The organism is Helicobacter pylori (genome assembly GCA_008032955.1).
Taxonomy (GTDB): domain Bacteria; phylum Campylobacterota; class Campylobacteria; order Campylobacterales; family Helicobacteraceae; genus Helicobacter; species Helicobacter pylori_DC.
Map to the genome: position 1 here is coordinate 691,253 of CP032046.1, position 24,290 is coordinate 715,542.

The following is a 24,290-nucleotide window of genomic DNA, read 5'->3' on the forward strand; positions in this document are numbered from 1 at the left end:
TTTAAGGCTCGTTTAAAAATTCTGGCGTGGTGTTGTTGGTGGGCGTTTGCATAGAAGAATTAGAGCTGTTTGAAGTTTTTTTAGCGGGTTTTTCATTGAATGGGGGGGCTTTATAGCCGCAAGCTTGAATCGTTATCGCTACAAGTATTAAAAAGCATGTTAAGATCGGTTTATGGAACAAAATATTTCTCCTTACTCATTCAAAAAAAGTCTTATAAAAAGCTTGAAACCCTTTTGAAACTCAAAAAGCTTAAGGTTTTTATGCCTTTAAGTTTACAAGAAAATTTGCTTTTTATCTTCATAAAAGATTCTAAATTGCTTTTTGCGTTTAAAGATCTTTGGGCTTCTAAGGAATTTAACCAACGATTCGCTAAAGAAATCAGCCGTTTTTTAAACACGCAAGGGCATGCTTATGGGTTTGATGAATTTAGCGCGTTAGAAATTTTAGGTTATGTGCCTAAAGACGTGCTGGAAAAAGCCAATTTTTATGCCCCCATTAAAAAACAAGCCCGTTTTTTTCGCCCTAGCGCTTTAGGGTTGTTCCATAACCCCATTAAAGACGCTCGTTTGCATGAATGTTTTGAAAAAGCGCGCGCTTTGATCCACTACCAACGAAGTTTTTTTGAGGAATGAATGGCTGATTTATTGTCCAGTTTGAAAAACCTTTCTCATAGCAGTGGCGTGTATCAATATTTTGATAAAAACCGCCAATTACTCTATATCGGTAAGGCGAAAAATTTAAAAAAGCGCATCAAAAGCTATTTTTCTGTTCGTAATAATGAAATCACGCCCAATCCTCGCGCAAGCTTACGCGTCCAAATGATGGTCAAACAAATCGCTTTTTTAGAAACCATTTTAGTGGAAAACGAGCAAGACGCTTTGATTTTGGAAAATTCTTTGATCAAGCAGCTCAAGCCCAAATACAATATTCTTTTAAGAGATGATAAAACTTACCCTTATATTTACATGGATTTTTCCACTGATTTCCCTATCCCTTTAATCACACGAAAAATTTTAAAACAGCCTGGCGTTAAATATTTTGGCCCTTTTACGAGTGGGGCTAAGGATATTTTGGACAGCTTGTATGAATTGCTCCCGTTAGTTCAAAAGAAAAATTGCATTAAGGATAAAAAGGCATGCATGTTTTATCAAATAGAGCGTTGTAAAGCCCCATGCGAGGATAAAATCACTAAAGAAGAGTATTTAAAAATCGCTAAAGAATGTTTAGAAATGATTGAAAATAAAGACAGGCTCATCAAAGAGCTTGAATTAAAAATGGAGCGCCTTTCTAGTAACTTGCGTTTTGAAGAAGCCCTCATTTACAGGGACAGGATTGCAAAAATCCAAAAAATCGCCCCTTTCACTTGCATGGATTTGGCCAAACTCTACGATTTGGATATTTTTGCTTTTTATGGCGCAAGCAATAAGGCGGTGTTAGTGAAAATGTTTATGCGTGGGGGTAAAATCATTTCTTCTGCGTTTGAAAAAATCCACTCTCTCAACGGGTTTGACACTGATGAAGCGATGAAACAAGCCATTATCAATCATTACCAATCGCATTTGCCTTTGATGCCTGAACAGATCTTATTGAGCGCTTGCTCTAATGAAACGCTTAAAGAATTGCAAGAGTTTATCTCTCATCAATATTCTAAAAAAATCGCTCTTAGCATTCCTAAAAAAGGCGATAAGCTAGCTTTAATAGAAATCGCTATGAAAAACGCTCAAGAGATTTTTAGCCAAGAAAAAACCTCTAATGAAGATCTGATTTTAGAAGAAGCGCGATCGCTTTTCAATTTAGAGTGCGTGCCTTATAGGGTGGAAATCTTTGACACAAGCCACCATTCAAACAGCCAATGCGTGGGGGGAATGGTCGTGTATGAAAACAATGCATTCCAAAAAAACTCTTACCGGCGCTACCATTTAAAAGGCTCTAACGAATACGATCAAATGAGCGAATTGCTCACCAGAAGAGCCTTAGACTTTGCTAAAGAGCCACCGCCTAATTTGTGGGTGATAGATGGAGGGAGAGCGCAATTAAACATCGCTTTAGAAATTTTAAAAAGCAGCGGGAGTTTTGTAGAAGTGATCGCTATTTCTAAAGAAAAAAGGGATTCTAAGGCTTATCGTTCTAAAGGGGGCGCTAAAGACATTATCCATACGCCCAGCAATACTTTTAAATTGCTCCCTAGCGACAAACGCTTGCAGTGGGTGCAAAAATTGCGCGATGAAAGCCACCGGTATGCGATAAACTTCCACAGATCCACTAAACTTAAAAACATGAAACAAATCGCTCTTTTAAAAGAAAAGGGCATAGGAGAAGCCAGCGTGAAAAAATTATTGGATTATTTTGGGAGTTTTGAAGCGATAGAAAAAGCGAGCGAGCAGGAAAAAAACGCCGTTTTAAGAAAACGAAAATAAAGGAAAAACATGAAAAAAAGATTGAATATAGGACTTGTGGGTTTAGGGTGCGTAGGGAGCGCAGTCGCTAAAATCTTACAAGAAAATCAAGAAATCATTAAAGACAGAGCCGGTGTGGGAATTGTGATTAAAAAAGCGGTGGTGCGAGACGTGAAAAAGCACAAAGGTTATGCTTTTGAAATCAGTGATGATTTAGAAAGCTTGATAGAAGATAAAGAGATTGATATTGTCGTGGAGCTTATGGGTGGGGTGGAAGCGCCTTATCTTTTAGCTAAAAAAACTTTAGCCAAGCAAAAAGCCTTCGTTACAGCCAATAAAGCCATGTTAGCGTATCACCGCTATGAATTAGAACAAACCGCTAAAAACACCCCCATAGGCTTTGAAGCGAGCGTGTGTGGGGGTATCCCTATTATCAAGGCTTTAAAAGACGGCTTGAGTGCTAATCATATCCTTTCTTTTAAAGGGATTTTAAACGGCACGAGCAATTACATTTTAAGCCAGATGTTTAAAAATCAAGCGAGCTTTAAGGACGCTTTGAAAGACGCACAGCATTTAGGCTATGCGGAATTGAACCCTGAATTTGACATTAAAGGCATTGATGCGGCGCACAAATTATTGATTTTAGCGTCTTTAGCGTATGGTATTGATGCGAAATTAGAAGAAATCTTGATTGAAGGCATTGAAAAAATAGAGCCAGATGACATGGAATTTGCAAAAGAGTTTGGTTATAGCATTAAACTTTTAGGCATCGCTAAAAAACACCCAGATTGTATTGAATTAAGGGTGCATCCAAGCATGATTAAAAACGAATGCATGCTCTCTAAAGTGGATGGGGTGATGAACGCTATCAGCGTTATAGGGGATAAGGTGGGCGAAACTTTGTATTATGGGGCTGGGGCTGGGGGAGAGCCTACCGCAAGCGCGGTCATTAGCGATATTATAGAAATCGCAAGGAAAAAAAGCTCTCTAATGCTAGGCTTTGAAACCCCTCAAAAACTCCCCCTAAAACCCAAAGAAGAAATCCAATGCGCTTATTATGCACGCTTGTTAGTGAGCGATGAAAAAGGGGTTTTTTCTCAAATTAGCGCGATTTTAGCTAAAAATGATATTTCGCTCAACAATGTCTTACAAAAAGAAATCCCGCATTCCAACAAGGCTAAAATCTTATTTTCCACGCACACCACCAACGAAAAGTCTATGCTGAACGCCCTTAAAGAGCTTGAAAATTTACAAAGCGTGTTGGATACCCCTAAAATGATCCGTTTGGAAAATTGAATGCGTTTTTTGAATAATAAACACAGAGAAAAGGGCTTAAAGGCTGAAGAAGAAGCTTGCGGATTTTTAAAAACGCTGGGTTTTGAAATGGTAGAGAGGAACTTTTTTTCACAATTTGGCGAAATTGATATTATCGCTTTGAAAAAAGGGGTTTTGCATTTCATTGAAGTCAAAAGTGGGGAAAATTTTGATCCCATTTATGCGATCACGCCGAGTAAATTAAGAAAGATGATTAAAACGATCCGCTGTTATTTGTCTCAAAAAGATCCCAATAGCGATTTTTGCATTGACGCTCTTATTGTGAAAAATGGTAAATTTGAGCTTTTAGAAAATATCACTTTTTAGATTTTTATAAAAAATCAATGCGGTTTCATTAACATTCTTAGGATAAGATAGTTCTCGTTAATCAAAATCATAGAATAATTAGGAGTAACCAATGAGTCACTATATTGAATTAACTGAAGAAAATTTTGAAAGCACCATTAAAAAAGGGGTTGCGTTAGTGGATTTTTGGGCGCCATGGTGTGGTCCTTGTAAGATGCTATCCCCTGTGATTGATGAATTAGCTAGCGAATATGAAGGTAAGGCTAAGATTTGTAAAGTCAATACCGATGAGCAAGAAGAATTGAGTGCGAAATTTGGTATTAGAAGCATTCCTACGCTTTTATTCACAAAAGATGGCGAAGTCGTCCATCAGTTGGTGGGCGTGCAAACTAAAGTTGCTTTAAAAGAGCAATTGAACAAACTTCTAGGCTAGTAGCCATGATAGATTGTGCGATTATTGGAGGTGGTCCTGCAGGTTTGAGCGCGGGGCTTTATGCCACTAGAGGCGGTGTTAAAGACGCCGTTTTATTTGAGAAAGGAATGCCTGGAGGGCAAATCACTGGCAGTAGTGAGATTGAAAACTATCCGGGCGTTAAGGAAGTGGTGAGCGGGTTGGATTTCATGCAACCATGGCAAGAGCAATGCTTTCGCTTTGGCTTAAAGCATGAAATGACCGCTATTCAAAGGGTTTCTAAAAAAGGCTCTCATTTTGTTATTTTGGCAGAAGATGGCAAGACCTTTGAAGCTAAGAGCGTGATTATCGCTACCGGTGGTAGCCCTAAACGCACAGGCATCAAGGGTGAGTCAGAATATTGGGGTAAAGGCGTGAGCACTTGTGCGACATGCGATGGTTTCTTTTACAAAAATAAGGAAGTAGCGGTGCTTGGTGGAGGCGATACCGCCGTAGAAGAGGCGATTTATCTAGCCAACATCTGCAAAAAAGTCTATCTCATCCACAGAAGAGATGGTTTTAGGTGTGCACCTATCACTTTAGAGCATGCTAAAAACAATGATAAGATTGAGTTTTTAACCCCTTATGTGGTGGAAGAAATCAAGGGCGATGCTTCTGGCGTATCTTCTTTAAACATTAAAAACACAGCCACTAACGAAAAAAGAGAATTAGTTGTGCCGGGGTTTTTTATTTTTGTGGGTTATGATGTGAATAACGCTGTGTTAAAACAAGAAGACGGCTCTATGCTATGTAAATGCGATGAATACGGCTCTATTGTCGTGGATTTTTCCATGAAAACGGATGTTCAAGGCTTGTTTGCGGCAGGAGATATTCGCATTTTTGCCCCTAAGCAAGTGGTTTGTGCTGCAAGCGATGGCGCTACGGCGGCCTTAAGCGTGATTTCTTATTTAGAACACCATTAAATCAAGCTTATAGCCCTAGATTTAGGGTTATGAGTTCTCGCTTCAAACATTCATTGGATTTTCAAAACTTGTAAGGTATTTTAGTTTTTTGTTTAGTTGCAATGCGATTTCGTTCTCTTGCTTTGTTTTAATTAAATATTGATCACAAAATTTAAAAACGCTCAAAACATTTTTTACAATCAATATAATAAAAGAACTTGTTTAATCAAAAAAGCGCTCCTTAGGGGGTTGTGGGGATTTAGTTGGGGGTTGTAGGGGGGAGAACTATTTTAATACCCCCTATTCTCTTAAGAGTTTTATTGTAAAACAGAGCCTAAAAACGATATACTCTATTAAAAATTATGGGAGTCTAAGCTTTGCGTGTTTTTATCATTTCTTTAAATCAAAAAGTGTGCGATAAATTTGGTTTGGTTTTTAGAGACACCACGACTTTACTCAATAGCATCAATGCCACCCACCACCAAGCGCAAATTTTTGATGCGATTTATTCTAAAACTTTTGAAGGCGGGTTGCACCCCTTAGTGAAAAAGCATTTACACCCTTATTTCATCACGCAAAACATCAAAGACATGGGGATTACAACCAATCTCATCAGTGAGGTTTCTAAGTTTTATTACGCTTTAAAATACCATGCGAAGTTTATGAGCTTGGGGGAGCTTGGGTGCTATGCGAGTCATTATTCCTTGTGGCAAAAATGCATAGAGCTCAATGAAGCGATCTGTATTTTAGAAGACGATATAACCTTGAAAGAGGATTTTAAAGAGGGCTTGGATTTTTTAGAAAAACACATCCAAGAGTTAGGCTATATCCGCTTGATGCATTTGTTGTATGATGCCAGTGTGAAAAGTGAGCCATTGAGCCATAAAAACCACGAGATACAAGAGCACGTGGGAATCATTAAAGCTTATAGTCATGGGGTGGGGACGCAAGGCTATGTGATCACGCCCAAGATTGCCAAAGTTTTTTTGAAACACAGCCGAAAATGGGTTGTTCCTGTGGATACGATAATGGACGCTACTTTTATCCATGGCGTGAAAAATCTGGTGTTACAACCTTTTGTGATCGCTGATGATGAGCAGATCTCTACGATAGCGCGAAAAGAAGAACCCTATAGCCCTAAAATCGCCTTAATGAGAGAACTCCATTTTAAATATTTGAAATATTGGCAGTTTGTATAGTCAATAATAAAAATACTAAAGAGCGTTTTAAAATTTTAGTTGTCCTTGTTTGATTAGAACAAAACCAGTTTTTAATCGCTTTTAAGAATGGATTACAATCTTTAAATGGATTTTAAAAGGGTTTTTAACCCCTTTTAGCTTCTATAAGCAATCTAAATAAGACGCATTAAGAAAATGAAGTGCATCAGAAAATTATTTTCTAATTTTCTAATGCTTTAAGATTAAGACTTTTTAGGATTGGCTTCGGTTACCCTAATCGTTCTGCCCATAAAATCCGTATTATCCAATTTAGCAATCGCTTCGCTAACGCCCTCTTCTTGCATTTCTACAAAGCCAAAACCTTTAGGTTTCTTCGTTTCTCTGTCATAAATCAGCTTGACATTAAAAACTTTGCCAAATTGACTGAAAAGCTCCTTAACTTGCTCACTGGTAGCGCTATAAACCAAATTCCCTACATAAATGTTTTTCAAGATAAAATTCTCCGGTAAAAAAATGACGACACACCCATAAGAATATGAAAAAGTTATAAAAAGTAACACTTCTAAAACCCAAACACATCCAAAACAGAAGTATGGTGGATTTTATCTAATGATTGCTTAAAAAATTATAAAAGCTATTAAAATTGGGTATTGATAATAAAATACGAAAGAGCTTACACGCAAGCGGTAATTTTAAAAAGCACTATTATAAGGATATGGGGAGCATGGTTTCAAAATTACCCCCTATCTTTTAAAAACTTTACCATGAAGCAAAGTTTAAAACACCATATCAAAGCCAAACAAGGACGCTTTATTTAATGCCCTTCATCGGTTAAAACAGCCCCTGCCAGATACACATAAGTAAGGATCATAAAAACAAAAGCTTGTAAAATCCCCATAAAAAACAACACCATAAAGGGCGCTACAGGAACCGCCCAAGGCACTAATAAAAGCATGATGAGCAAGAACATGTCATCGCCCTTGATATTCCCAAACAAACGAAATGATAAAGACACGATCCTAGAAAAATGCGAGATGATCTCAATAGGGAACATGAAAGGGGCGAGCCATTTCACAGGGCCTGCAAAATGAGCGAAATACTTAAAAAAGCCCTGCACTCTAATGCCTTCAAAATGGTAATAAAAAAACACAATCAGTGCTAAAACCAGCGTAAAGCTCCAGCTAGCCGTAGGGGATTCAAAGCCAGGAATGATGCCTATCATGTTGGAAAAAAGACATATAAAGCGATCGTGCCTGCTAGGGGGAAGTATTTGCGAGCCAATTCTTCGCCTATAATATCCTTAGCCACGCTCAAAATCGCGCTAATGATGCTCTCATACACATTCTGCAAACCCATAGGCACCATCTGCATTTTGCGCGACGCGCCAAGCGAAATGAAAAACATCAAAACCGCTGTCAAAACGACAAAAAACCCAGTGATAAAATCATGATTGGAGCTAAAAAAATTAGCAATAGTAAATACTCTGTGTTCCATGAAAAAGTTTCTCTAAGCCTTATTGAAAATTTCCTTAATTGTAGCAATTAAGCTTTAAAAACTCATTAAATCAAGCTTTTTAACGAGTTTTTTAACGATTTGTCTTGTTTTCTTTTAAAATTCACCCATAATAATTAGGGGCTTCTTTGGTAATATCCACGCCATGCACATGGCTTTCTTTTAACCCCGCGCTAGTGATTTCTACAAATTCAGCGTTTTGATACAATTCCAAAATATTCTTCGCCCCCTGATACCCCATAGAAGAGCGTACGCCCCCTACTAATTGGAAAATCATATCCGAAACCCTACCACGATAAGGCACACGCCCTTCAATGCCTTCTGGGACTAGCTTTTCACTCGCCACGCCCTCTTGAAAATACCTATCAGAGCTCCCTTTAGTCATAGCCCCAATGCTACCCATGCCCCTATAGCTTTTATATTGCCTCCCTTGATAGATCATAAAATCCCCTGGAGATTCTTCTGTGCCAGCGAGTAAAGAGCCTATCATCACGCTTGATGCCCCTAAAGCTAGAGCCTTAGCCACATCGCCTGAATAGCGGATCCCTCCATCGGCAATCACAGGAATATCAAATTTAGACGCCACTTCCACGCAATTATCAATCGCGCTCACTTGGGGCATTCCCACCCCGGCCACAATCCTAGTGGTGCAAATGCTTCCTGGCCCAATACCCACTTTAATAGCGTCCGCTCCCGCGCTAATCAAATCGCTTGTAGCCTCTTTAGTCACCACATTCCCCACAATCACATCCACTACCAAGCTTTTTTTAATCTCTTCTAAGGTGTGTAAGATATTGGCTGAATGCCCATGCGCGCTATCTAGCACCAACGCATCCACCCCCGCCTTAACCAGCATTTCAGCCCTATCCAACTGCCCCACTCCAATAGCCGCCCCCACTCTCAACCTCCCAAAATCATCTTTATTAGCCTCAGGGTATTCAATGCGTTTTTGAATGTCCTTGATCGTGATCAAGCCTTTTAAGACATTATCTTTATCCACAATGGGCAATTTTTCAATCTTATGTTTGTGCATCAAATCGCTCGCTTCATCCAAGCTAATGCCCACATGAGCGGTAACTAAAGGCATTTTAGTCATCACATCGCCCACTTTTTTACTCAAATCGGTTTCAAAGCGCACGTCTCTGTTGGTTAAAATCCCAATCAACAACCCCTTATCATCTACCACAGGCACGCCTGAAATCTTGTAATTATCCGTTATGACTTTAGCGTCCGCTAGCGTCCTGTGCGCATGGATAAAAATAGGATCATTAATCACCCCGCTCTCGCTTTTTTTAACCTTAGTGATTTCTTTAACTTGCGTCTGAATATCCATGTTTTTATGCACGATGCCAATACCCCCAAGGCGCGCCATAGCGATAGCGGTTTTATGCTCTGTAACCGTATCCATAGCCGCGCTGATAAAGGGGATATTCAAACTAATGTTTTTGGTCAGGCGAGACTTTAAGCTCACATCTTTAGGTAAAACGCTGGATTTTCTAGGCACCATCAACACATCTTCAAAAGTCAAAGCCCTTTGTAAAATTCTCATTTTCTATCCTTAATCTAATTTTAAATCTAATTCTTGCTCTAAAGCGTAAGAAATATCTAAAAGGCTTTGCTCATCAAAAGCCTTAGCAAGGAATTGCATCCCTATGGGCAAGCCTAAAGGATCTTTAGCGACCGGTAAAGAAAGGGCCGGCAAACCGCTCAAATTCGCCCCAATCGTGTAAATATCGCTCAAATACATTTCTAAGGGGCTTGCATGGTAATTGAATAGATGAGCGGTCGTAGGGGCTACAGGGGTGAAAATCAAATCCGCTTCTTCAAAAATCTTGTTGTATTGCTCTTTGATCATCAAACGCATTTGCTGGGCCTTCAAATAATAAGCGTCATAATACCCACTGCTTAAGACAAAATTCCCTAACATGATGCGCCGTTTCACCTCATCGCCAAAACCTTCACTGCGGCTTTTGAGATACAATTCTTTCAAATCTTTAACATTTTGAGCCCTCCTCCCATAACGCACCCCATCAAATCTGGCCAGATTCGAACTCGCTTCAGCCATGCTGATAATATAATAAATAGAGATTTGATAATGCGAATCCAACATCTTTTTTTCCACAACCTCATGCCCCATTTCTTTCAAGACTTTAAGGGTGTTTTCATAAGCGAGTTGCACTTCATTGCTCGCGTCTTTAATGTGATCCCTTAAGATAGCGATTTTAAAGCGTTTGTCTCTGTTAAGGTTTTTAAAGGTTTGCGTGGGTTTGAGATTCGCGCTCGTGGAGTCCTTGCTATCATACCCGCTAATAGCGTCAAATAAAATAGAAGCGTCTTCTACATTTTGCGTGATAGGCCCGATTTGATCAAAACTAGAGCAATAAGCGATCAAACCATAACGGCTCACCCTCCCATAAGTGGGCTTTAACCCCACGCACCCGCAATAACTCGCCGGCTGCCTGATAGACCCGCCCGTATCGCTCCCTAAAGCCGCCACCGCTAAGCCACCCGCCACGGCTGCTGCGCTCCCTCCACTGCTCCCCCCAGGCACTCTGTTTTTGTCTCGTGGGTTTTTGGTGATCCCATAGCAACTAGACTCTGTGGTGCTTCCCATCGCAAACTCGTCCATGTTAGAAAGCCCAAACCCTGCCATGCTGTTTTGGTGCAAGTTTTCAATCACGCTCGCATGATAAGGGGCGACATAGCCTTCTAAAATCTTACTGGAGCAAGTGATTTCCCACCCCTTAACGCTGATATTGTCTTTAATGAGGATTGGCACCCCCTTAGCGCTAGCGCCATTAAGGCTAGGGGCTTTAATGTAAGCGTTCAAATCTGAAGCTCTAACCTTAGCGTCAATTTCGTTTTTAAGGGTTTCTAATTCATCTTGGGATAAAGAAAGGGCTTGTTTTAAAGTGATCATGTTTTTAGCCTTACAAAAAATTTAATGGTAGTTTAACATGCTTAGGTATAAAACGAGCTTATAAGAGCGTTTTTAAAAAGCGTTCAACCTGCTTATTCAAATCTTTTAAACTGGAGCTGTTGTCTATAATGTAATCGCTCATGGCGCGTTTTTGCTCTATATCCATTTGACAAGCTAAGCGCTGCAAAATTTCAGATTCTTTGAGTTTGTCTCGCTCTAAAAGGCGCTCAATTTGTAAAGCTCTTGGTGCATAGATTAACACCACCTTACTCACAGGATAGCGTTTTTTACCCCCCACTTCAAAAAACAAAGGGATATCTAAAAAATACGCTTGATGATTCTTCTCTAATTCACAGGCTTTTTTAAGCATGCATTCACGGATTAAGGGGTGCAAAAAATCTTCTAGCCATTTTAATTCATTAGGATTTTGAAACACGATCGCGCCAAGTTTTTTTCTGTTTAAAATATCTTTTTCTAAAATATCTGATCCAAAGTGTTGGGCGATTTCTAGCCGATGCTCTTGCAATAATTGGTGGGCGATCTTATCCGCATCTAGGATCTTATAGCCTTGCGATTCTAATATTTTAAGGGTGGTGCTTTTACCAGTGCCTATCCCCCCTGTGAGAGCGATAGCGTTTTTTAAGATCATTTTAAGATTTGATATTGTCTTTAAAGACTTCTTGTAAATTTTTAGGCAAAGCGAATGCGGCCCTATGAATGTCTTCGTTATAGTATCTCACGCTTTTTAGCGCTTCTATTTTTGGCGTCATGAGATCTTTTAAGGGGTGGGTTTTAAAAGAAGCGTAAATATAACCTTTATTGCTCAAAATCCTTAAGGGCGCTACAAAAGGCATGGCAACAGAAAAAACTCCGCCCATGTTTTTAAGGGCGTTTTGCATGCTCACATGCTCTAATAGTGGGTGTTTGGCTACCGAAATAAACACCCCATCTTCTTTAAGCATTCTTTTTAAACCATCTATTTTATGAATATCCGGCTCTTGTAAGCAAAGAATCAAATCGTATTTTTTAATGTCCAAATCTAAGAGTTGTTTAGCGTGCGTGAAATTCTTGTTGTTTTTCACTTCATGGAAATGGGGGAAAAAACTAATGAAGCTATCCAAAATCTTTTCATCCGCTTGCACAAAATCTATACGCGTGTCGTATTTAAAAAGCTGGTGGGCTAATTCCAAATCAAACCCATCCACAATCAAAACTTCTTCAAGCTCTTTCTTGGTGCAACCCCCCATATGAGCGAGCAACTCGCTTTCAATGTGCAAAAAATTCTTGAATAATAATTGGCGGTTAAGCATCGCAATTTCACCAAAATCCTTAGATTTAAAAATCTCTAAGATATTATGCTCGCTTCTAACATCTAATAATTTCGCTTCTATGGTGTATTCTTTACGCAAATACGGCGTGATTTCTTGGGTGATCCACATAAACATTCCTTAGCTTACTTTTTAATAATATCCATGCCTTTGAAACGCTAACATGCTAGCTAAAAAATCTAAATTGTCGTAATAAACGCCCTAACTTTGGCATTCTAAAAAAAGTTCCGTATCGCTCTTAAAGCGCTCTTTTTTAAAATCCAAATCAATACTGATGGCTTTATGCTGGCTGTCTAATTTATCGGTTGAATGCTTTTTTAACACCATTTGACACTTTGAAATCTCAATGGCGTCTAAAGCCTTATCCCCTATCGCCCCTATCGTATAAAAATCATCGCTCTTTTTTTCTAAGAGAAAGGATTCATAAAAGGGCCTTAAACTCAAATCGCTGTCATTGGTGGTATAAACATACGAAGAAATCTTGCCCTTAAATTGCGCGATTTGCGTTTTAGTGTCATTAAAAGTGAAAGTTTGGATCTGGCGATCTTTATCGTTTTGATCTTTTAAAAAACGCTTCAAGGCTTTGGATTGGATTTCTATCAACCATTGATCCCCTTCTTTACTCATCATAATATCCCCATCCTTTAGGGGGTAGAAATTTTGTTGGGAATATTCAATGAGTTTTGGATCTTTTGTTTTTCTTTTCGGTTTGTAAAGGAACGGGTTTTTTGTATCGTTATTGGCAGTGTTGTTATTAGACTCATTTTGGTATAAGGGCGGGTTTTTTGTATCGTTGTCGCTTGGCTCATTCAATAAAATCACAGAAGTTTCAGGGTTAAAAGAATTGTCTTCATCTTTAGTCAGTTGGAAAAAAGCGTTTCTTTCCTCTATAGGCTGATACACCATGTTTTGTAAAAAAATCGTTTCGCTAAAGACTTCATAATCCGAATCCACATAGCTGGGGCGTTTAGAGCCGTCATTTTCTTGCTCTTGGGCTTTTTTTTGCAATTTGATAAAGCTCTCTTGCGAGCAAGCTAAAAAGCATACTAAAATCATTATTACCACGCCTATTTTTTTGACTAAAAACAATGCCAGACCCTTATTTAAGCTTTAAATAACTATAATATTGTAATCTAATTTTGATTAAATTGAAGCGATAAAAAAGATGAATACAAGCCATAAAACTTTAAAAACCATTGCGATTTTAGGCCAGCCTAATGTGGGGAAAAGCTCACTATTTAACCGCCTGGCTAGAGAAAGGATCGCTATCACTTCAGATTTTGCAGGCACTACACGAGACATTAACAAACGAAAAATCGCATTGAACGGTCATGAAGTGGAATTGTTAGACACAGGGGGCATGGCTAAAGACGCTCTTTTGTCTAAAGAAATCAAAGCCCTTAATTTAAAAGCCGCTCAAATGAGCGATTTGATTTTATACGTTGTGGATGGCAAGTCTATCCCTAGCGATGAAGATCTTAAGCTTTTTAGAGAGGTTTTTAAAACCAACCCTAACTGCTTTTTAGTGATCAATAAAATTGATAACGACAAAGAAAGAGAGCGAGCTTATGCGTTTTCTTCTTTTGGCATGCCAAAGAGTTTTAATATCTCCGTTTCGCACAATAGGGGCATTAGCGCATTAATTGATGCGGTATTGAACGCGCTGAATTTAAACCAAATCATAGAGCAAGATTTGGATGCGGATATTTTAGAGAGCTTAGAAGCCTCTAATAACGCTTTAGAAGAAAATAAAGAAGAAGAAATCATTCAAGTAGGCATCATTGGGAGGGTGAATGTGGGCAAAAGCTCGCTTTTAAACGCGCTCACGAAAAAAGAAAGGAGTCTTGTCTCTAGCGTGGCTGGCACGACTATTGACCCCATAGATGAAACCATCCTCATAGGCGATCAAAAAATCTGCTTTGTGGATACCGCTGGCATCAGGCATAGGGGTAAAATTTTAGGCATTGAAAAATACGCCCTAGAACGCACGCAAAAAGCCTTAGAAAAATCCCACATCGTGCTTTTAGTTTTAGACGTGAGCGCTCCTTTTGTGGAATTAGACGAAAAAATTAGCTCTTTAGCGGATAAACACTCTTTAGGCATCATTCTTATTCTAAACAAATGGGACATCCGCTACGCCCCTTATGAAGAGATCATGGCGGCTTTGAAAAGGAAATTCCGCTTTTTAGAATACGCCCCTGTGATCACAACCAGCTGCTTAAAAGCGCGCCATATAGATGAAATCAAGCATAAAATCATAGAAGTCTATGAGTGTTTTTCCAAACGCATTCCCACAAGCTCACTCAATAGTGTAATCGCTCAAGCCACCCAAAAACACCCCTTGCCAAGCGATGGAGGGAAATTAGTGAAAGTGTATTACGCCACGCAATTTGCCACCAAACCCCCTCAAATCTCTCTTATAATGAATCGCCCTAAAGCCTTGCATTTCAGTTACAAACGCTATTTGATCAACACCTTAAGGAAAGAATTTAATTTTTTAGGCACGCCTTTAATCCTTAACGCTAAAGATAAAAAGAGTGCCCAACAAAATTAAATTTTTTATGCGTTAAACCCCCTTAAAAAAGCGTTTTTGCTTGATTTATCTTTAGGATTTGATTATAATTACCGCTCAATCAGTCAGGCTAAGCACTAAATCGCTTGGTTTTGGCATCTATTAGAAAAGGGGTTATCCACATGAACAAAGCGGAATTTATTGATTTGGTTAAAGAAGCGGGTAAATACAGCAGCAAAAGAGAAGCCGAAGAAGCGATCAGTGCCTTTACTCTAGCAGTAGAAACAGCTTTAAGCAAGGGTGAGAGCGTGGAATTGATTGGTTTTGGCAAATTTGAAACCGCAGAGCAAAAAGGCAAAGAGGGTAAAGTTCCAGGAAGCGATAAAACTTATAAAACCGAAGACAAACGAGTACCTAAATTCAAACCCGGCAAAATCCTTAAACAAAAAGTTGAAGAAGGCAAGTAAATTTGATCCACTCAGCAAGGGGCTTATCAATAAAGTTTCTTGCTTTCTTATGTCCTTGTAGCTCAGCTGGATAGAGCGTATGATTCCTAATCGTAAGGTCGTGGGTTCGAATCCCGCCAAGGACACCACTCGCACTATTTCTACTACCATAGGGATTTAAAATAGTCGTTGTTTGTGTTTTTGATGAAAAAGGTTGGTAATTAAAAGAACTTAAAAACTCTTTTTGAATCATTTTAAAAATTTAACCTTATCCTTAAAAAGCACTCAAAAAAATATTTTATTTTTCATCTTATTTAAAAATATTCAAAGCATTTTTTACAATTAAAAAGATCTTGCAAAAAGCAAGCGATAACCTCTTAAAAAAGCGCTCTTTAAGGGGGTTTTAGTTGTGGGTTGTAGGGGAGGATTTTTCAAAATGCCCCCTATCCTATTAAGAAAATGGGTTTAAAAATCAAACTTAAAAAATGAGTTTTATCGTAAAATAAAACCTCAAAACGATACAATCAAGCCATTAAAATCCCTTTTTTAAAAAATTGAGTGATCCCTATTAAAAATTTTAGGAAAGCCAAAAAATAAATCATAACCCCCTAGACTTTAAACTTAAAGCTCACTAGCCTTATAAGATTAGTTAAGAATATCCGCATGACAAATCCATTCAAAAATGATATAATAGACTTGATGAACTCATTTTAAGGAAATGCCCATGCGTTTGCACTCTGCCTTTTTTGGTATTAATTCGTTACTTGTCGCCACTCTTTTGATAAGCGGTTGCAGTCTCTTTAAAAAGCGTAACACTAACGCCCAGCTAATCCCCCCTTCAGCTAATGGCTTGCAAGCCCCCATTTATCCTCCAACCAATTTCACCCCCAGAAAGAGCATTCAGCCTCTCCCAAGCCCACGCTTTGAGAATAACAATCAGCCCATCATTAGCTCTAACCCCACTAACGCTATCCCTAACACCCCCATTCTCACGCCTAATAATGTCATTGAATTGAACGCAGTGGGCATGGGTGTGGCTCCAGAATCCACCATTTCGCCCTCTCAAGCCTTGGCTTTGGCCAAGCGGGCGGCTATTGTTGATGGCTACCGCCAATTGGGTGAAAAAATGTATGGTATTAGGGTGAACGCTCAAGACACCGTCAAAGACATGGTTTTACAAAATTCCGTGATTAAAACGAGAGTCAATGCTCTCATTCGTAACGCTGAAATCACTGAGACCATCTATAAAGACGGTTTGTGTCAAGTGAGCATGGAGCTTAAATTAGACGGCAGGATTTGGTATCGTATTTTGAGCGGAGCGAGAGGATAAACTCTCTTACTCTGTAATCATGCGGTATTTTAGAAGCGCTTTTTTATTATTTTTCATGACGCTTTTTTTTGTCTCTTGCTCTAAGCACCCTTTTTCTAAGCAAACCCCCAAAACTAGGGAGCAAATCAGACAAGAAGAAGCCAATAAAAAAGAGAAGAGACTTTGAACGCCTTGCGCCAATTCAGGCTCATTTACATTAACACGCCGGTTTTTCGCTTTTATGATTACGGCACGATCAAAACCGATAAAGACCACAATACTGAAGTAACCCTTTATAAGCTCAGCCAAAAAGTGGGCGATATTTACATGACTAAACGGAGCATTTGTTTTAGCCAAAAATGTTCGGCCAAATGGATTGCTGCAAGGGATTTGTTTGGCAAGGTGAGCTATGGGGATTTGTTTGATGATATTGTTTTAGGGAGGGATATTTTTAAAGGTTTAGGCAAGCGCCACCTAACCCCTGAATATGTGATCCAAAGGTTTCAAAAAAGCGGGGAAATTATCCTTTATGAAAGAAAAAATGGCCTGATTTCTTTCCAGAATTTGACTCAAAAAATTGCTATTAGGATTGAACCCTATGAGCCTTCTTTGCAAGATTTAGAAGATAATGAAAACGCTGACAGCGAGCTCCAATGAAAAACTTTTCCCCACTTTGTTATTTTAAAAAGCTCAAAAAACGCCATTTAATCGCTTTGAGTTTGCCCTTGCTTTCTTATGCCAATGGCTTTAAAATCCAAGAGCAAAGTTTGAATGGCACGGCTTTAGGCTCGGCGTATGTCGCTGGGGCTAGGGGCGCTGACGCTTCCTTTTATAACCCGGCGAATATGGGCTTTACTAACGATTGGGGTGAAAACAGAAGCGAATTTGAAATGACCACCACCGTGATTAACATTCCGGCCTTTAGCTTTAAAGTCCCTACGACTAATCAAGGCTTGTATTCAGTGACGAGCTTAGAAATTGATAAAAGCCAACAAAATATTTTAGGCATCATCAACACTATAGGGCTTGGCAATATCCTTAAAGCGCTTGGCAACACGGCCGCTACCAATGGCTTGCAACAAGCTTTCAATCGTGTTCAAGGGCTTATGAATCTAACCAATCAAAAAGTCGTAACCCTCGCTTCATCGCCTGATGCTCAAATCGTGAATGGCTGGACGGGAACGACTAATTTTGTTTTACCCAAATTCTTTTATAAAACGCACACGCATAACGGCTTCACTTTTGGGGGGAGTTTTACCGCTCCTAGCGGGTTGGGCATGAAATGGAATGGTAAAGGGGGGAATTTTTGCATGATGTTTTCATCATGATGGTAGAGCTTGCCCCTAGCATGAGCTACACTATCAATAAGCGCTTTTCTGTGGGCGTGGGCTTAAGGGGGCTTTATGCGACCGGGAGCTTTAATAACACCGTTTATGTGCCTTTAGAGGGCGCTTCGGTTTTGAGCGCGGATCAAATTTTAAATTTACCCAACAATGTTTTTGCCGATCAAGTGCCAAGCAACATGATGGCTTTATTAGGCAATATTGGCTACCAACCGGCGCTTAATTGCCAAAAAGCCGGTGGGGATATGAGCGATCAAAGCTGTCAAGAGTTTTATAACGGCTTGAAAAAAATCATGGGCTATAGCGGTTTAGTGAAAGCGAGCGCGAATCTTTATGGCACGACTCAAGTCGTGCAAAAATCTAACGGGCAAGGCATATCGGGGGCTATAGAGTGGGTTCGAGTTTGCGTATCTTTGATCATGGCATGTTTTCTGTGGTGTATAATTCTTCAGTTACATTCAACATGAAGGGCGCTCTAGTGGCTGTCACAGAGCTTGGCCCTTCTTTAGGGAGCGTTTTGACTAAAGGCAGCTTGAACATCAATGTTTCACTCCCCCAAACCCTAAGCCTAGCCTACGCCCACCAATTTTTTAAAGACCATTTAAGAATAGAGGGGGTGTTTGAGCGCACCTTTTGGAGTCAAGGGAATAAATTTTTAGTAACCCCTGATTTTGCAAACGCCACTTACAAGGGCTTGAGCGGAACGGTGGCTTCACTAGACTCTGAGACGCTTAAAAAAATGGTAGGCTTAGCGAATTTTAAAAGCGTGATGAACATGGGGGCTGGCTGGAGGGACACCAACACCTTTAGATTAGGGGTAACTTACATGGGCAAAAGCTTGCGTTTAATGGGCGCTATTGATTATGATCAAGCTCCAAGCCCCCAAGATGCGATAGGCATTCCGGATTCTAATGGCTATACCGTGGCTTTTGGGACTAAATACAATTTTAGGGGCTTTGATTTAGGCGTAGCGGGGAGTTTCACTTTTAAAAGCAACCGCTCCAGTTTGTATCAATCCCCAAACATTGGGCAATTGAGAATCTTTAGCGCCTCTTTAGGCTATCGCTGGTAAAACATGCTAGACAATCAAACGATTTTAATCACCGGTGGCACTGGGAGTTTTGGCAAACGCTTTGCGCGTAAAGTTTTAGGCACCACCAACGCTAAAAAAATCATTATTTATAGCCGAGATGAATTAAAGCAAAGCGAAATGGCAATGGAATTTAATGATCCTAGGATGCGTTTTTTTATCGGCGATGTGAGGGATTTAGAGCGCTTGAATTACGCTTTAGAGGGCGTAAATATTTGTATCCATGCCGCCGCGCTCAAGCATGTGCCCATCGCTGAATACAACCCCCTAGAATGCATTAAAACCAATATCATGGGCGCGAGCAATGTGATTAACGCATGCCTAAAAAACGAAGTGAGCCAGGTCATCGCCCTAAGCACCGATAAAGCCGCTAACCCCATTAACCTCTACGGCGCGACAAAATTGTGCAGCGACAAGCTCTTTGTGAGCACGAATAACTTCAAAGGCTCTTCTCAAACGCAATTTAGCGTGGTGCGTTATGGTAATGTGGTGGGGAGTCGTGGGAGCGTGGTGCCGTTTTTTAAAAAATTAGTCCAAAACAAAGCGAGTGAAATCCCCATTACAGATATTCGCATGACACGATTTTGGATCACCTTAGATGAGGGGGTTTCTTTTGTGCTTAAAAGCTTGAAAAGAATGCATGGGGGTGAAATTTTTGTGCCTAAAATCCCCAGCATGAAAATGACTGATCTCGCTAAAGCCCTAGCCCCCAATACCCCTACTAAAATCATAGGCATTCGCCCGGGCGAAAAACTCCATGAAGTAATGATCCCTAAAGATGAAAGCCATTTAGCCCTAGAATTTGAAGACTTTTTTATTATTCAGCCCACCATAAGCTTCCAAACGCCTAAAGATTACACGCTCACCAAACTCCACGAAAAAGGCCAAAAAGTCGCCCCCGATTTTGAATACAGCAGCCATAATAATAACCAATGGCTAGAGCCTGATGATTTGTTAAAATTATTATGAATTTTTTAGAAGATTTATTTTACCCCTTAAGATTGTTAGAAAACAAGCGCGTTTTATTGCTCGTGAGCGGATCTATTGCGGCGTATAAATCCCTAGAATTAACGCGTTTGTTGTTTAAAAGCGGGGCTAGTATCCAAGTGGTGATGAGTAAGGGAGCGAAAAAATTCATCAAGCCCTTAAGCTTTGAAGCTTTGAGCCACCATAAAGTCCTGCATGATCGTAATGAAAAATGGTATTACAACCACCAAAACAAATTGCACCATAACCACATCGCATGCGCTGCTAGCACTGATTTACTCATCTTTGCCCCTTTAAGCGCTAACAGCCTGTCTAAAATCGCTCACGCTTTAGCGGATAATACCATCAGCGCAACTTTTTTAGCTTGCGCTTCCCCTAAAATCCTAGCCCCTAGCATGAACACTAACATGCTCAATTCCCCTATCACTCAAAGTAATTTAAAACGCTTGAAAGATTCCAACCATATTATTTTAGACACCCAAAACGCCCTTTTGGCATGCGATGCTAAAGGCGACGGGGCGATGGCTGAGCCTTTAGAAATCCTTTTTAAAGCCGCTCAAACGCTCCTAAAAGACGCTTATTTTGAAAACAGAGAAGTCATAATCATGGGCGGCGCAAGTATAGAAAAGATTGACAGCGTTAGAATTATTAGCAATCTTTCTAGTGGGATTCAAGCGATCGCTTTGGCCCTAGCGTTATATTTTAAGGGAGCGAAAGTGACTTTGATTGCATCAAGCTTCCCCACTCCTTTGCCTAAAGAAATCACAAGCGTTTTAGTCAGCGACACCGCTTCTTATGAAAACGCCTTAAATAACGCCGCTAAAAACTTGCAAAAACATGCCTTAAAACCCCTACTCTTCAATTTAGCCGCCATTAGCGATTATTTGCCTAAAACTTCTTTTAACCATAAGCTTAAAAAAAGCGAACTGGGCGAAACCCTAAACATTGAATGCGTTCAAAATAAGGATTTACTGGCTTCTGTCAATCCTAATCAATTCGTTAAAATTGGTTTTAAAGCCGAAGACGATCAACAAAACGCTATCAAAAACGCTCAAAATCTTTTAAAACCTTTTCAAGATAACGGCAAGGATTGCTCTGTGGTTGCTTTGAATCTCATTAAAGATTCACGCCCTTTTGGCTCATTAGAGAATGAATTGTGGCTTTTTAGCCATAAAAAAACCCAAAAAATCCCTTCTATGAATAAATTAGAAGCGAGTTTTAAAATCCTTGATTTTATCAAAGACAACGCCCTTTAATGCTAGAAGCCCTAAACGCCCTAAACCAGCTTAACGTCCTTCATTCCAAAAACGCCACGCACCATTTTAACGCCACTTTACCCATTCTTTTAAAAGTGCTAGAAAAACAAGATAAAGATCTTTTTCTTTTGCAAGTGGGTAATAAAATTATCCCCACCAAAAGCGAACAGGAATTGAAAATCAATCAGCCTTATTTTGCGACTATGCAAAAAAATCAGCTGGGCGATATTGTGCTTAAAAATTTAGTGCCTGCCCCAAAAATCTTAGACGCATTAGACGATTTGCCCGCCCTTGAAATGAATAAATTAAAAGAAATATTGAGCGCCAAAGACAACACCCCTTTAAAAGAATACAAAGAGTTTTTGAGCGAAAAATTAGTCCATGCTAAAAGCTCGCAAGAGTTTTTGAATACAGCCAACATGCTTTTAAGCTTGCAATCGCAGGTTTTAAGCTTTGTGGTTGAAAACGAACGCAAAAAAGCCTTTTTGCAAGTGAAAGCCAAAAAACAAAGCGTTGATTTTTACGCTCTGTATCCTAACTTGGGCGAAATTGGCGGCGTTATTTATCTAAAAGAAAAAGAAAAACAACTTTTTTTAAAAACCACCCTCCAAAGGACCAAAGAGGTTTTAAAAGAGGCTCAAAACACCCTTTTAGGCTTTTCTTTTGTGGAAATTGTGTGCGAAAAAACCCCCATGCTTTTTGCCTTTGAAGAGCGTTTATTGGACACGCTAGGGTAGAAAAATTTTCATTGCAAAATTTTAGAATTTCTCATGCATTGTTTAAGAGTTTTCCAACCGCTAAGGCTTTATCTTTGGCTTGCGTGATCGCGCTAATGACTGCGATACCGCTGAATTTTTGCAATTTTGAAGCGTTATCTGTCGTGATGCCCCCAATCGCTATGAGGGGTTTTTTCACCCCGCTATCGTGTATTTTTTTTAAAAGATTGACGCCTACAACTTCTTTAGCGTCTTTTTTAGATGGTGTGGGGAAAATAGGGCCTACCCCTAAATAGGCTACGCCGTCTAAATGGCGCGCTTTTAGGGCTTGCTCTAAAGTATTGACGCTCAAACCTATAAATTGGTGCTTTTGGCATAAAGTTACTACCTCTTCTATAGCCATGTCCTCTTGCCCCACATGCACGCCATCAGCCTTTAATTCTAGCGCGAGTCGCACCTCATCATTAATAATAAAAGGCGCGCCGTATTTTTGGCATAATTTTTGACACTCTAGGGCTAATCGTTTGATTTCAACAGGATCTTGTAAGGCTAAATCGCCTTTTTGACGGAATTGAAACGCTGTGATTTTAGATTGTAAGGCTAATTCTAAAGTGTCTAAAAGCGCGTTTGTCCTATCGCCTTTTATGTGGTAGAAATCTTGCGAACCAGCCACAAACATGAGTTTCAAACAATCCGCATCAAACATGCTTTTTAATGCTCCACAAATTCAAAGGCCCATGCCCATGCCCAATGTTTAAGGGGTTTTGAATGATGATAGTTAAAAGCTCTTTAGCCTTTGTGATAGCGTTTTTTAAATCCAGCCCTTGAGCGAGTAAGCCCACAATCAAGCTAGACAGAGTACAACCCGTGCCATGCGTGTTTTTGGTGTTGAATCGCTTGGCGTTTAAGACAAATTCAGCGTCTTCTAAAAACACCCAATCGTTGCTAAACTCCCCTTGAAAATGCTCTGTATGCCCCCCTTTAATCACAGCGTTTTTAACGCCTAAATCCCTTAAAACACCCATCGCTTTTGAAGCGCTTTCATCGTCTCGCGCTTGAACGCCTGTGAGCGCATAGACTTCAGGGAGGTTAGGGGTTAGTAAATTGGTTTTGGGTAAAAGGCGTTTTTTTAAGCTTAAAATCGCCTCTTCTTCTAAAAGCAAAGCCCCATTCTTTGCCACCATCACCGGATCTAAAACGCACAACCCAAAATCGCATGTTTTTAAAGTGTCCGCCACGCATTCAATGATTTGAGCGTTGCATAACGCCCCCATTTTGAACGCCTTGATAGAAAAATCATCTCTAATGGCTAGGATTTGCGCTTTCACGCTCTCAACGCTCAATGGATACACCCCATGCACGCCCTGTGTGTTTTGCGCGGTGATGCAAGTGATCACGCTTGTCCCAAACACGCCCAAAGTTTGAAACGCTTTCAAATCGGCCTGTATCCCAGCGCCCCCACCGCTATCGCTACCAGCAATGCTTAAAACTTGCGGATAAACTTTCACAACTCTTCCTTAATAAGGCTATTTTCTAACTCTATGGGCAAGCTTAGAGCGTCTAAAAAATAAAACAAGAACGAACCATTGGAGCCGTTATTTTCTAACGCTTTTTTTTGTGCATTAAAAGCGGCTTGTTTATAGAAAGCGCAAAGTTGCACCATAGAATCTAAGGGGTCTTTTTTCAAACTCAAAAAGCTCGCGCACGCTGTGGCATGCAAACACCCAGCCCCTGTAATTGCAGTCAAATACTCGCTCCCCCCAGTAATACTCAAAACTTTTTCCCCATCGCTCACGTAATCTGTTTTGCCCGTCATCACCGCTATCACAGAATACTTTTGAGCCGCTCGTTTGACAATTTCTATAGGCGTGGCGGAATGCTTGGAATCTAACCCCTTACTTTCGCAAGAAATACCCACTAAAGAGCCTAATTCGGCAGCATTGCCCCTAAGCACGCTAATCCCTTCGCTTTCTAAAAACTCTAAACTTGTGTTATAGCGCAAAGCGCTCGCTGAACACCCCACAGGATCTAACACGATGGGTTTATTCAAAGCCTTGTAACGTTTGATCGCCTCTTTAGCGCATAAAATGGTGCGTTCATTGAGGGTGCCAATATTAATAGCGAGCGCGTCAGAAATTTTTGCTAAATCGGACATTTCAGCGATCGCATCGCTCATTAAAGGCGATGCCCCTAAAGCTAACAAACCATTAGCCACAAATTGCGCCACCACATAATTGGTGATATTATGCACTAAAGGGCGTTTTTGGCGTAATTCCTTTAACATAACGAACCTCCTTAAATTTTTTTTATTTTATACAAAAAA

General features: G+C 40.0%; 25 protein-coding genes, 1 tRNA gene and 2 pseudogenes. 17 read left to right on the top strand and 11 right to left on the bottom strand.

Features of this window, described 5'->3' with window-relative positions; translation table 11 throughout:
• Position 1: 1 nt before the first annotated feature.
• Complete coding sequence (locus tag D2C72_03345) at positions 2-181, bottom strand: hypothetical protein (GenBank protein QEF43416.1); 180 nt, start codon at positions 179-181, stop codon at positions 2-4.
• Here D2C72_03345 and D2C72_03350 point away from each other — a divergent pair.
• From D2C72_03350 to D2C72_03380, 7 genes are all read left to right on the top strand, one after another.
• Entirely contained in the window at positions 157-633 is a 477-nt protein-coding gene (locus tag D2C72_03350; protein ID QEF43417.1) for a hypothetical protein, read from the top strand. The genes D2C72_03345 and D2C72_03350 overlap by 25 nt on opposite strands.
• Positions 634-2,418: an excinuclease ABC subunit UvrC gene (gene uvrC / locus D2C72_03355; GenBank protein ID QEF43418.1), complete on the top strand. Its 1,785-nt coding sequence runs from the start codon at positions 634-636 to the stop codon at positions 2,416-2,418.
• 9 nt (positions 2,419-2,427) lie between these two features.
• On the top strand, positions 2,428-3,693 hold the full coding sequence (locus D2C72_03360; protein QEF43419.1) for a homoserine dehydrogenase: 1,266 nt from the start codon (positions 2,428-2,430) through the stop codon (positions 3,691-3,693).
• Positions 3,694-4,038 (top strand): YraN family protein, encoded by a 345-nt coding sequence (locus D2C72_03365; GenBank protein QEF43420.1) that lies wholly within the window; start codon positions 3,694-3,696, stop codon positions 4,036-4,038.
• A gap of 91 nt (positions 4,039-4,129) precedes the next feature.
• Positions 4,130-4,450: a thiol reductase thioredoxin gene (locus D2C72_03370; GenBank protein QEF43421.1), complete on the top strand. Its 321-nt coding sequence runs from the start codon at positions 4,130-4,132 to the stop codon at positions 4,448-4,450.
• 5 nt (positions 4,451-4,455) lie between these two features.
• Positions 4,456-5,391, top strand: coding sequence for a thioredoxin-disulfide reductase (gene trxB, locus D2C72_03375; protein QEF43422.1), 936 nt, complete (start codon positions 4,456-4,458; stop codon positions 5,389-5,391).
• Positions 5,392-5,747: 356 nt separating this feature from the next.
• Positions 5,748-6,569, top strand: a complete 822-nt coding sequence (locus tag D2C72_03380) for a glycosyltransferase family 25 protein (GenBank protein QEF43423.1) — start codon at positions 5,748-5,750, stop codon at positions 6,567-6,569.
• Positions 6,570-6,790: 221 nt separating this feature from the next.
• On the opposite strand, the gene D2C72_03385 is transcribed toward D2C72_03380, so the two are convergent.
• The 7 genes and pseudogenes from D2C72_03385 to D2C72_03415 form a co-directional block, all read right to left on the bottom strand.
• Positions 6,791-7,039: an RNA-binding protein gene (locus tag D2C72_03385; GenBank protein ID QEF44181.1), complete on the bottom strand. Its 249-nt coding sequence runs from the start codon at positions 7,037-7,039 to the stop codon at positions 6,791-6,793.
• Positions 7,040-7,362: 323 nt separating this feature from the next.
• A pseudogene (locus D2C72_03390) lies at positions 7,363-8,042 on the bottom strand (F0F1 ATP synthase subunit A).
• Positions 8,043-8,163: 121 nt separating this feature from the next.
• On the bottom strand, positions 8,164-9,609 hold the full coding sequence (locus D2C72_03395) for an IMP dehydrogenase (protein ID QEF43424.1): 1,446 nt from the start codon (positions 9,607-9,609) through the stop codon (positions 8,164-8,166).
• Positions 9,610-9,618: 9 nt separating this feature from the next.
• Positions 9,619-10,980 (bottom strand): Asp-tRNA(Asn)/Glu-tRNA(Gln) amidotransferase GatCAB subunit A, encoded by a 1,362-nt coding sequence (gene gatA, locus D2C72_03400; GenBank protein QEF43425.1) that lies wholly within the window; start codon positions 10,978-10,980, stop codon positions 9,619-9,621.
• 58 nt (positions 10,981-11,038) lie between these two features.
• Complete coding sequence (locus tag D2C72_03405; protein QEF43426.1) at positions 11,039-11,629, bottom strand: dephospho-CoA kinase; 591 nt, start codon at positions 11,627-11,629, stop codon at positions 11,039-11,041.
• 1 nt (position 11,630) lies between these two features.
• On the bottom strand, positions 11,631-12,419 hold the full coding sequence (gene speE, locus D2C72_03410) for a spermidine synthase (protein ID QEF43427.1): 789 nt from the start codon (positions 12,417-12,419) through the stop codon (positions 11,631-11,633).
• A gap of 90 nt (positions 12,420-12,509) precedes the next feature.
• A complete protein-coding gene (locus D2C72_03415; GenBank protein ID QEF43428.1) occupies positions 12,510-13,397 on the bottom strand; it encodes a hypothetical protein in 888 nt (295 codons plus the stop codon).
• A gap of 76 nt (positions 13,398-13,473) precedes the next feature.
• On the opposite strand from D2C72_03415, the gene der reads away from it, so the two are divergent.
• The 10 genes and pseudogenes from der to D2C72_03465 all read left to right on the top strand — a co-directional run bounded on the left by der (position 13,474) and on the right by D2C72_03465 (position 21,988).
• A complete protein-coding gene (der, locus tag D2C72_03420) occupies positions 13,474-14,862 on the top strand; it encodes a ribosome biogenesis GTPase Der (GenBank protein QEF43429.1) in 1,389 nt (462 codons plus the stop codon).
• 140 nt (positions 14,863-15,002) lie between these two features.
• Positions 15,003-15,287, top strand: coding sequence for an HU family DNA-binding protein (locus tag D2C72_03425; GenBank protein QEF43430.1), 285 nt, complete (start codon positions 15,003-15,005; stop codon positions 15,285-15,287).
• A 51-nt stretch (positions 15,288-15,338) separates the two neighbouring features.
• Positions 15,339-15,415: transfer RNA gene (locus tag D2C72_03430), tRNA-Arg, on the top strand.
• 575 nt (positions 15,416-15,990) lie between these two features.
• The gene (locus D2C72_03435; protein ID QEF43431.1) at positions 15,991-16,596 is read left to right on the top strand and encodes a hypothetical protein; all 606 of its coding nucleotides are present in this window, start codon (positions 15,991-15,993) and stop codon (positions 16,594-16,596) included.
• Positions 16,597-16,758: 162 nt separating this feature from the next.
• Positions 16,759-17,232, top strand: coding sequence for a hypothetical protein (locus D2C72_03440; GenBank protein QEF43432.1), 474 nt, complete (start codon positions 16,759-16,761; stop codon positions 17,230-17,232).
• Positions 17,229-17,903, top strand: a complete 675-nt coding sequence (locus tag D2C72_03445; GenBank protein QEF43433.1) for an outer membrane transport family protein — start codon at positions 17,229-17,231, stop codon at positions 17,901-17,903. The genes D2C72_03440 and D2C72_03445 overlap by 4 nt, the downstream gene beginning before the upstream one ends.
• Positions 17,900-18,990, top strand: a pseudogene (locus D2C72_03450) (hypothetical protein). Before D2C72_03445 ends, D2C72_03450 begins: the two are co-directional and overlap by 4 nt.
• A 3-nt stretch (positions 18,991-18,993) precedes the next feature.
• Positions 18,994-19,977 carry a UDP-N-acetylglucosamine 4,6-dehydratase (inverting) gene (pseB, locus tag D2C72_03455; GenBank protein QEF43434.1) on the top strand — a complete coding sequence of 328 codons (984 nt, stop codon included), beginning with the start codon at positions 18,994-18,996 and terminating at the stop codon, positions 19,975-19,977.
• Positions 19,974-21,251 (top strand): bifunctional phosphopantothenoylcysteine decarboxylase/phosphopantothenate--cysteine ligase CoaBC, encoded by a 1,278-nt coding sequence (coaBC, locus tag D2C72_03460; protein QEF43435.1) that lies wholly within the window; start codon positions 19,974-19,976, stop codon positions 21,249-21,251. Before pseB ends, coaBC begins: the two co-directional genes overlap by 4 nt.
• Positions 21,251-21,988, top strand: a complete 738-nt coding sequence (locus D2C72_03465) for a hypothetical protein (GenBank protein ID QEF43436.1) — start codon at positions 21,251-21,253, stop codon at positions 21,986-21,988. The genes coaBC and D2C72_03465 overlap by 1 nt, the downstream gene beginning before the upstream one ends.
• 31 nt (positions 21,989-22,019) lie before the next feature.
• Here D2C72_03465 and D2C72_03470 read toward each other — a convergent pair whose 3' ends face one another.
• The 3 genes from D2C72_03470 to thiM are packed head-to-tail and all read right to left on the bottom strand — an operon-like array spanning position 22,020 to position 24,251.
• Positions 22,020-22,673 (bottom strand): thiamine phosphate synthase, encoded by a 654-nt coding sequence (locus D2C72_03470; GenBank protein QEF43437.1) that lies wholly within the window; start codon positions 22,671-22,673, stop codon positions 22,020-22,022.
• Complete coding sequence (gene thiD / locus D2C72_03475) at positions 22,666-23,475, bottom strand: bifunctional hydroxymethylpyrimidine kinase/phosphomethylpyrimidine kinase (GenBank protein ID QEF43438.1); 810 nt, start codon at positions 23,473-23,475, stop codon at positions 22,666-22,668. The genes D2C72_03470 and thiD overlap by 8 nt, the downstream gene beginning before the upstream one ends.
• Positions 23,472-24,251, bottom strand: coding sequence for a hydroxyethylthiazole kinase (gene thiM, locus D2C72_03480; protein QEF43439.1), 780 nt, complete (start codon positions 24,249-24,251; stop codon positions 23,472-23,474). Before thiM ends, thiD begins: the two co-directional genes overlap by 4 nt.
• Positions 24,252-24,290 lie beyond the last annotated feature (39 nt).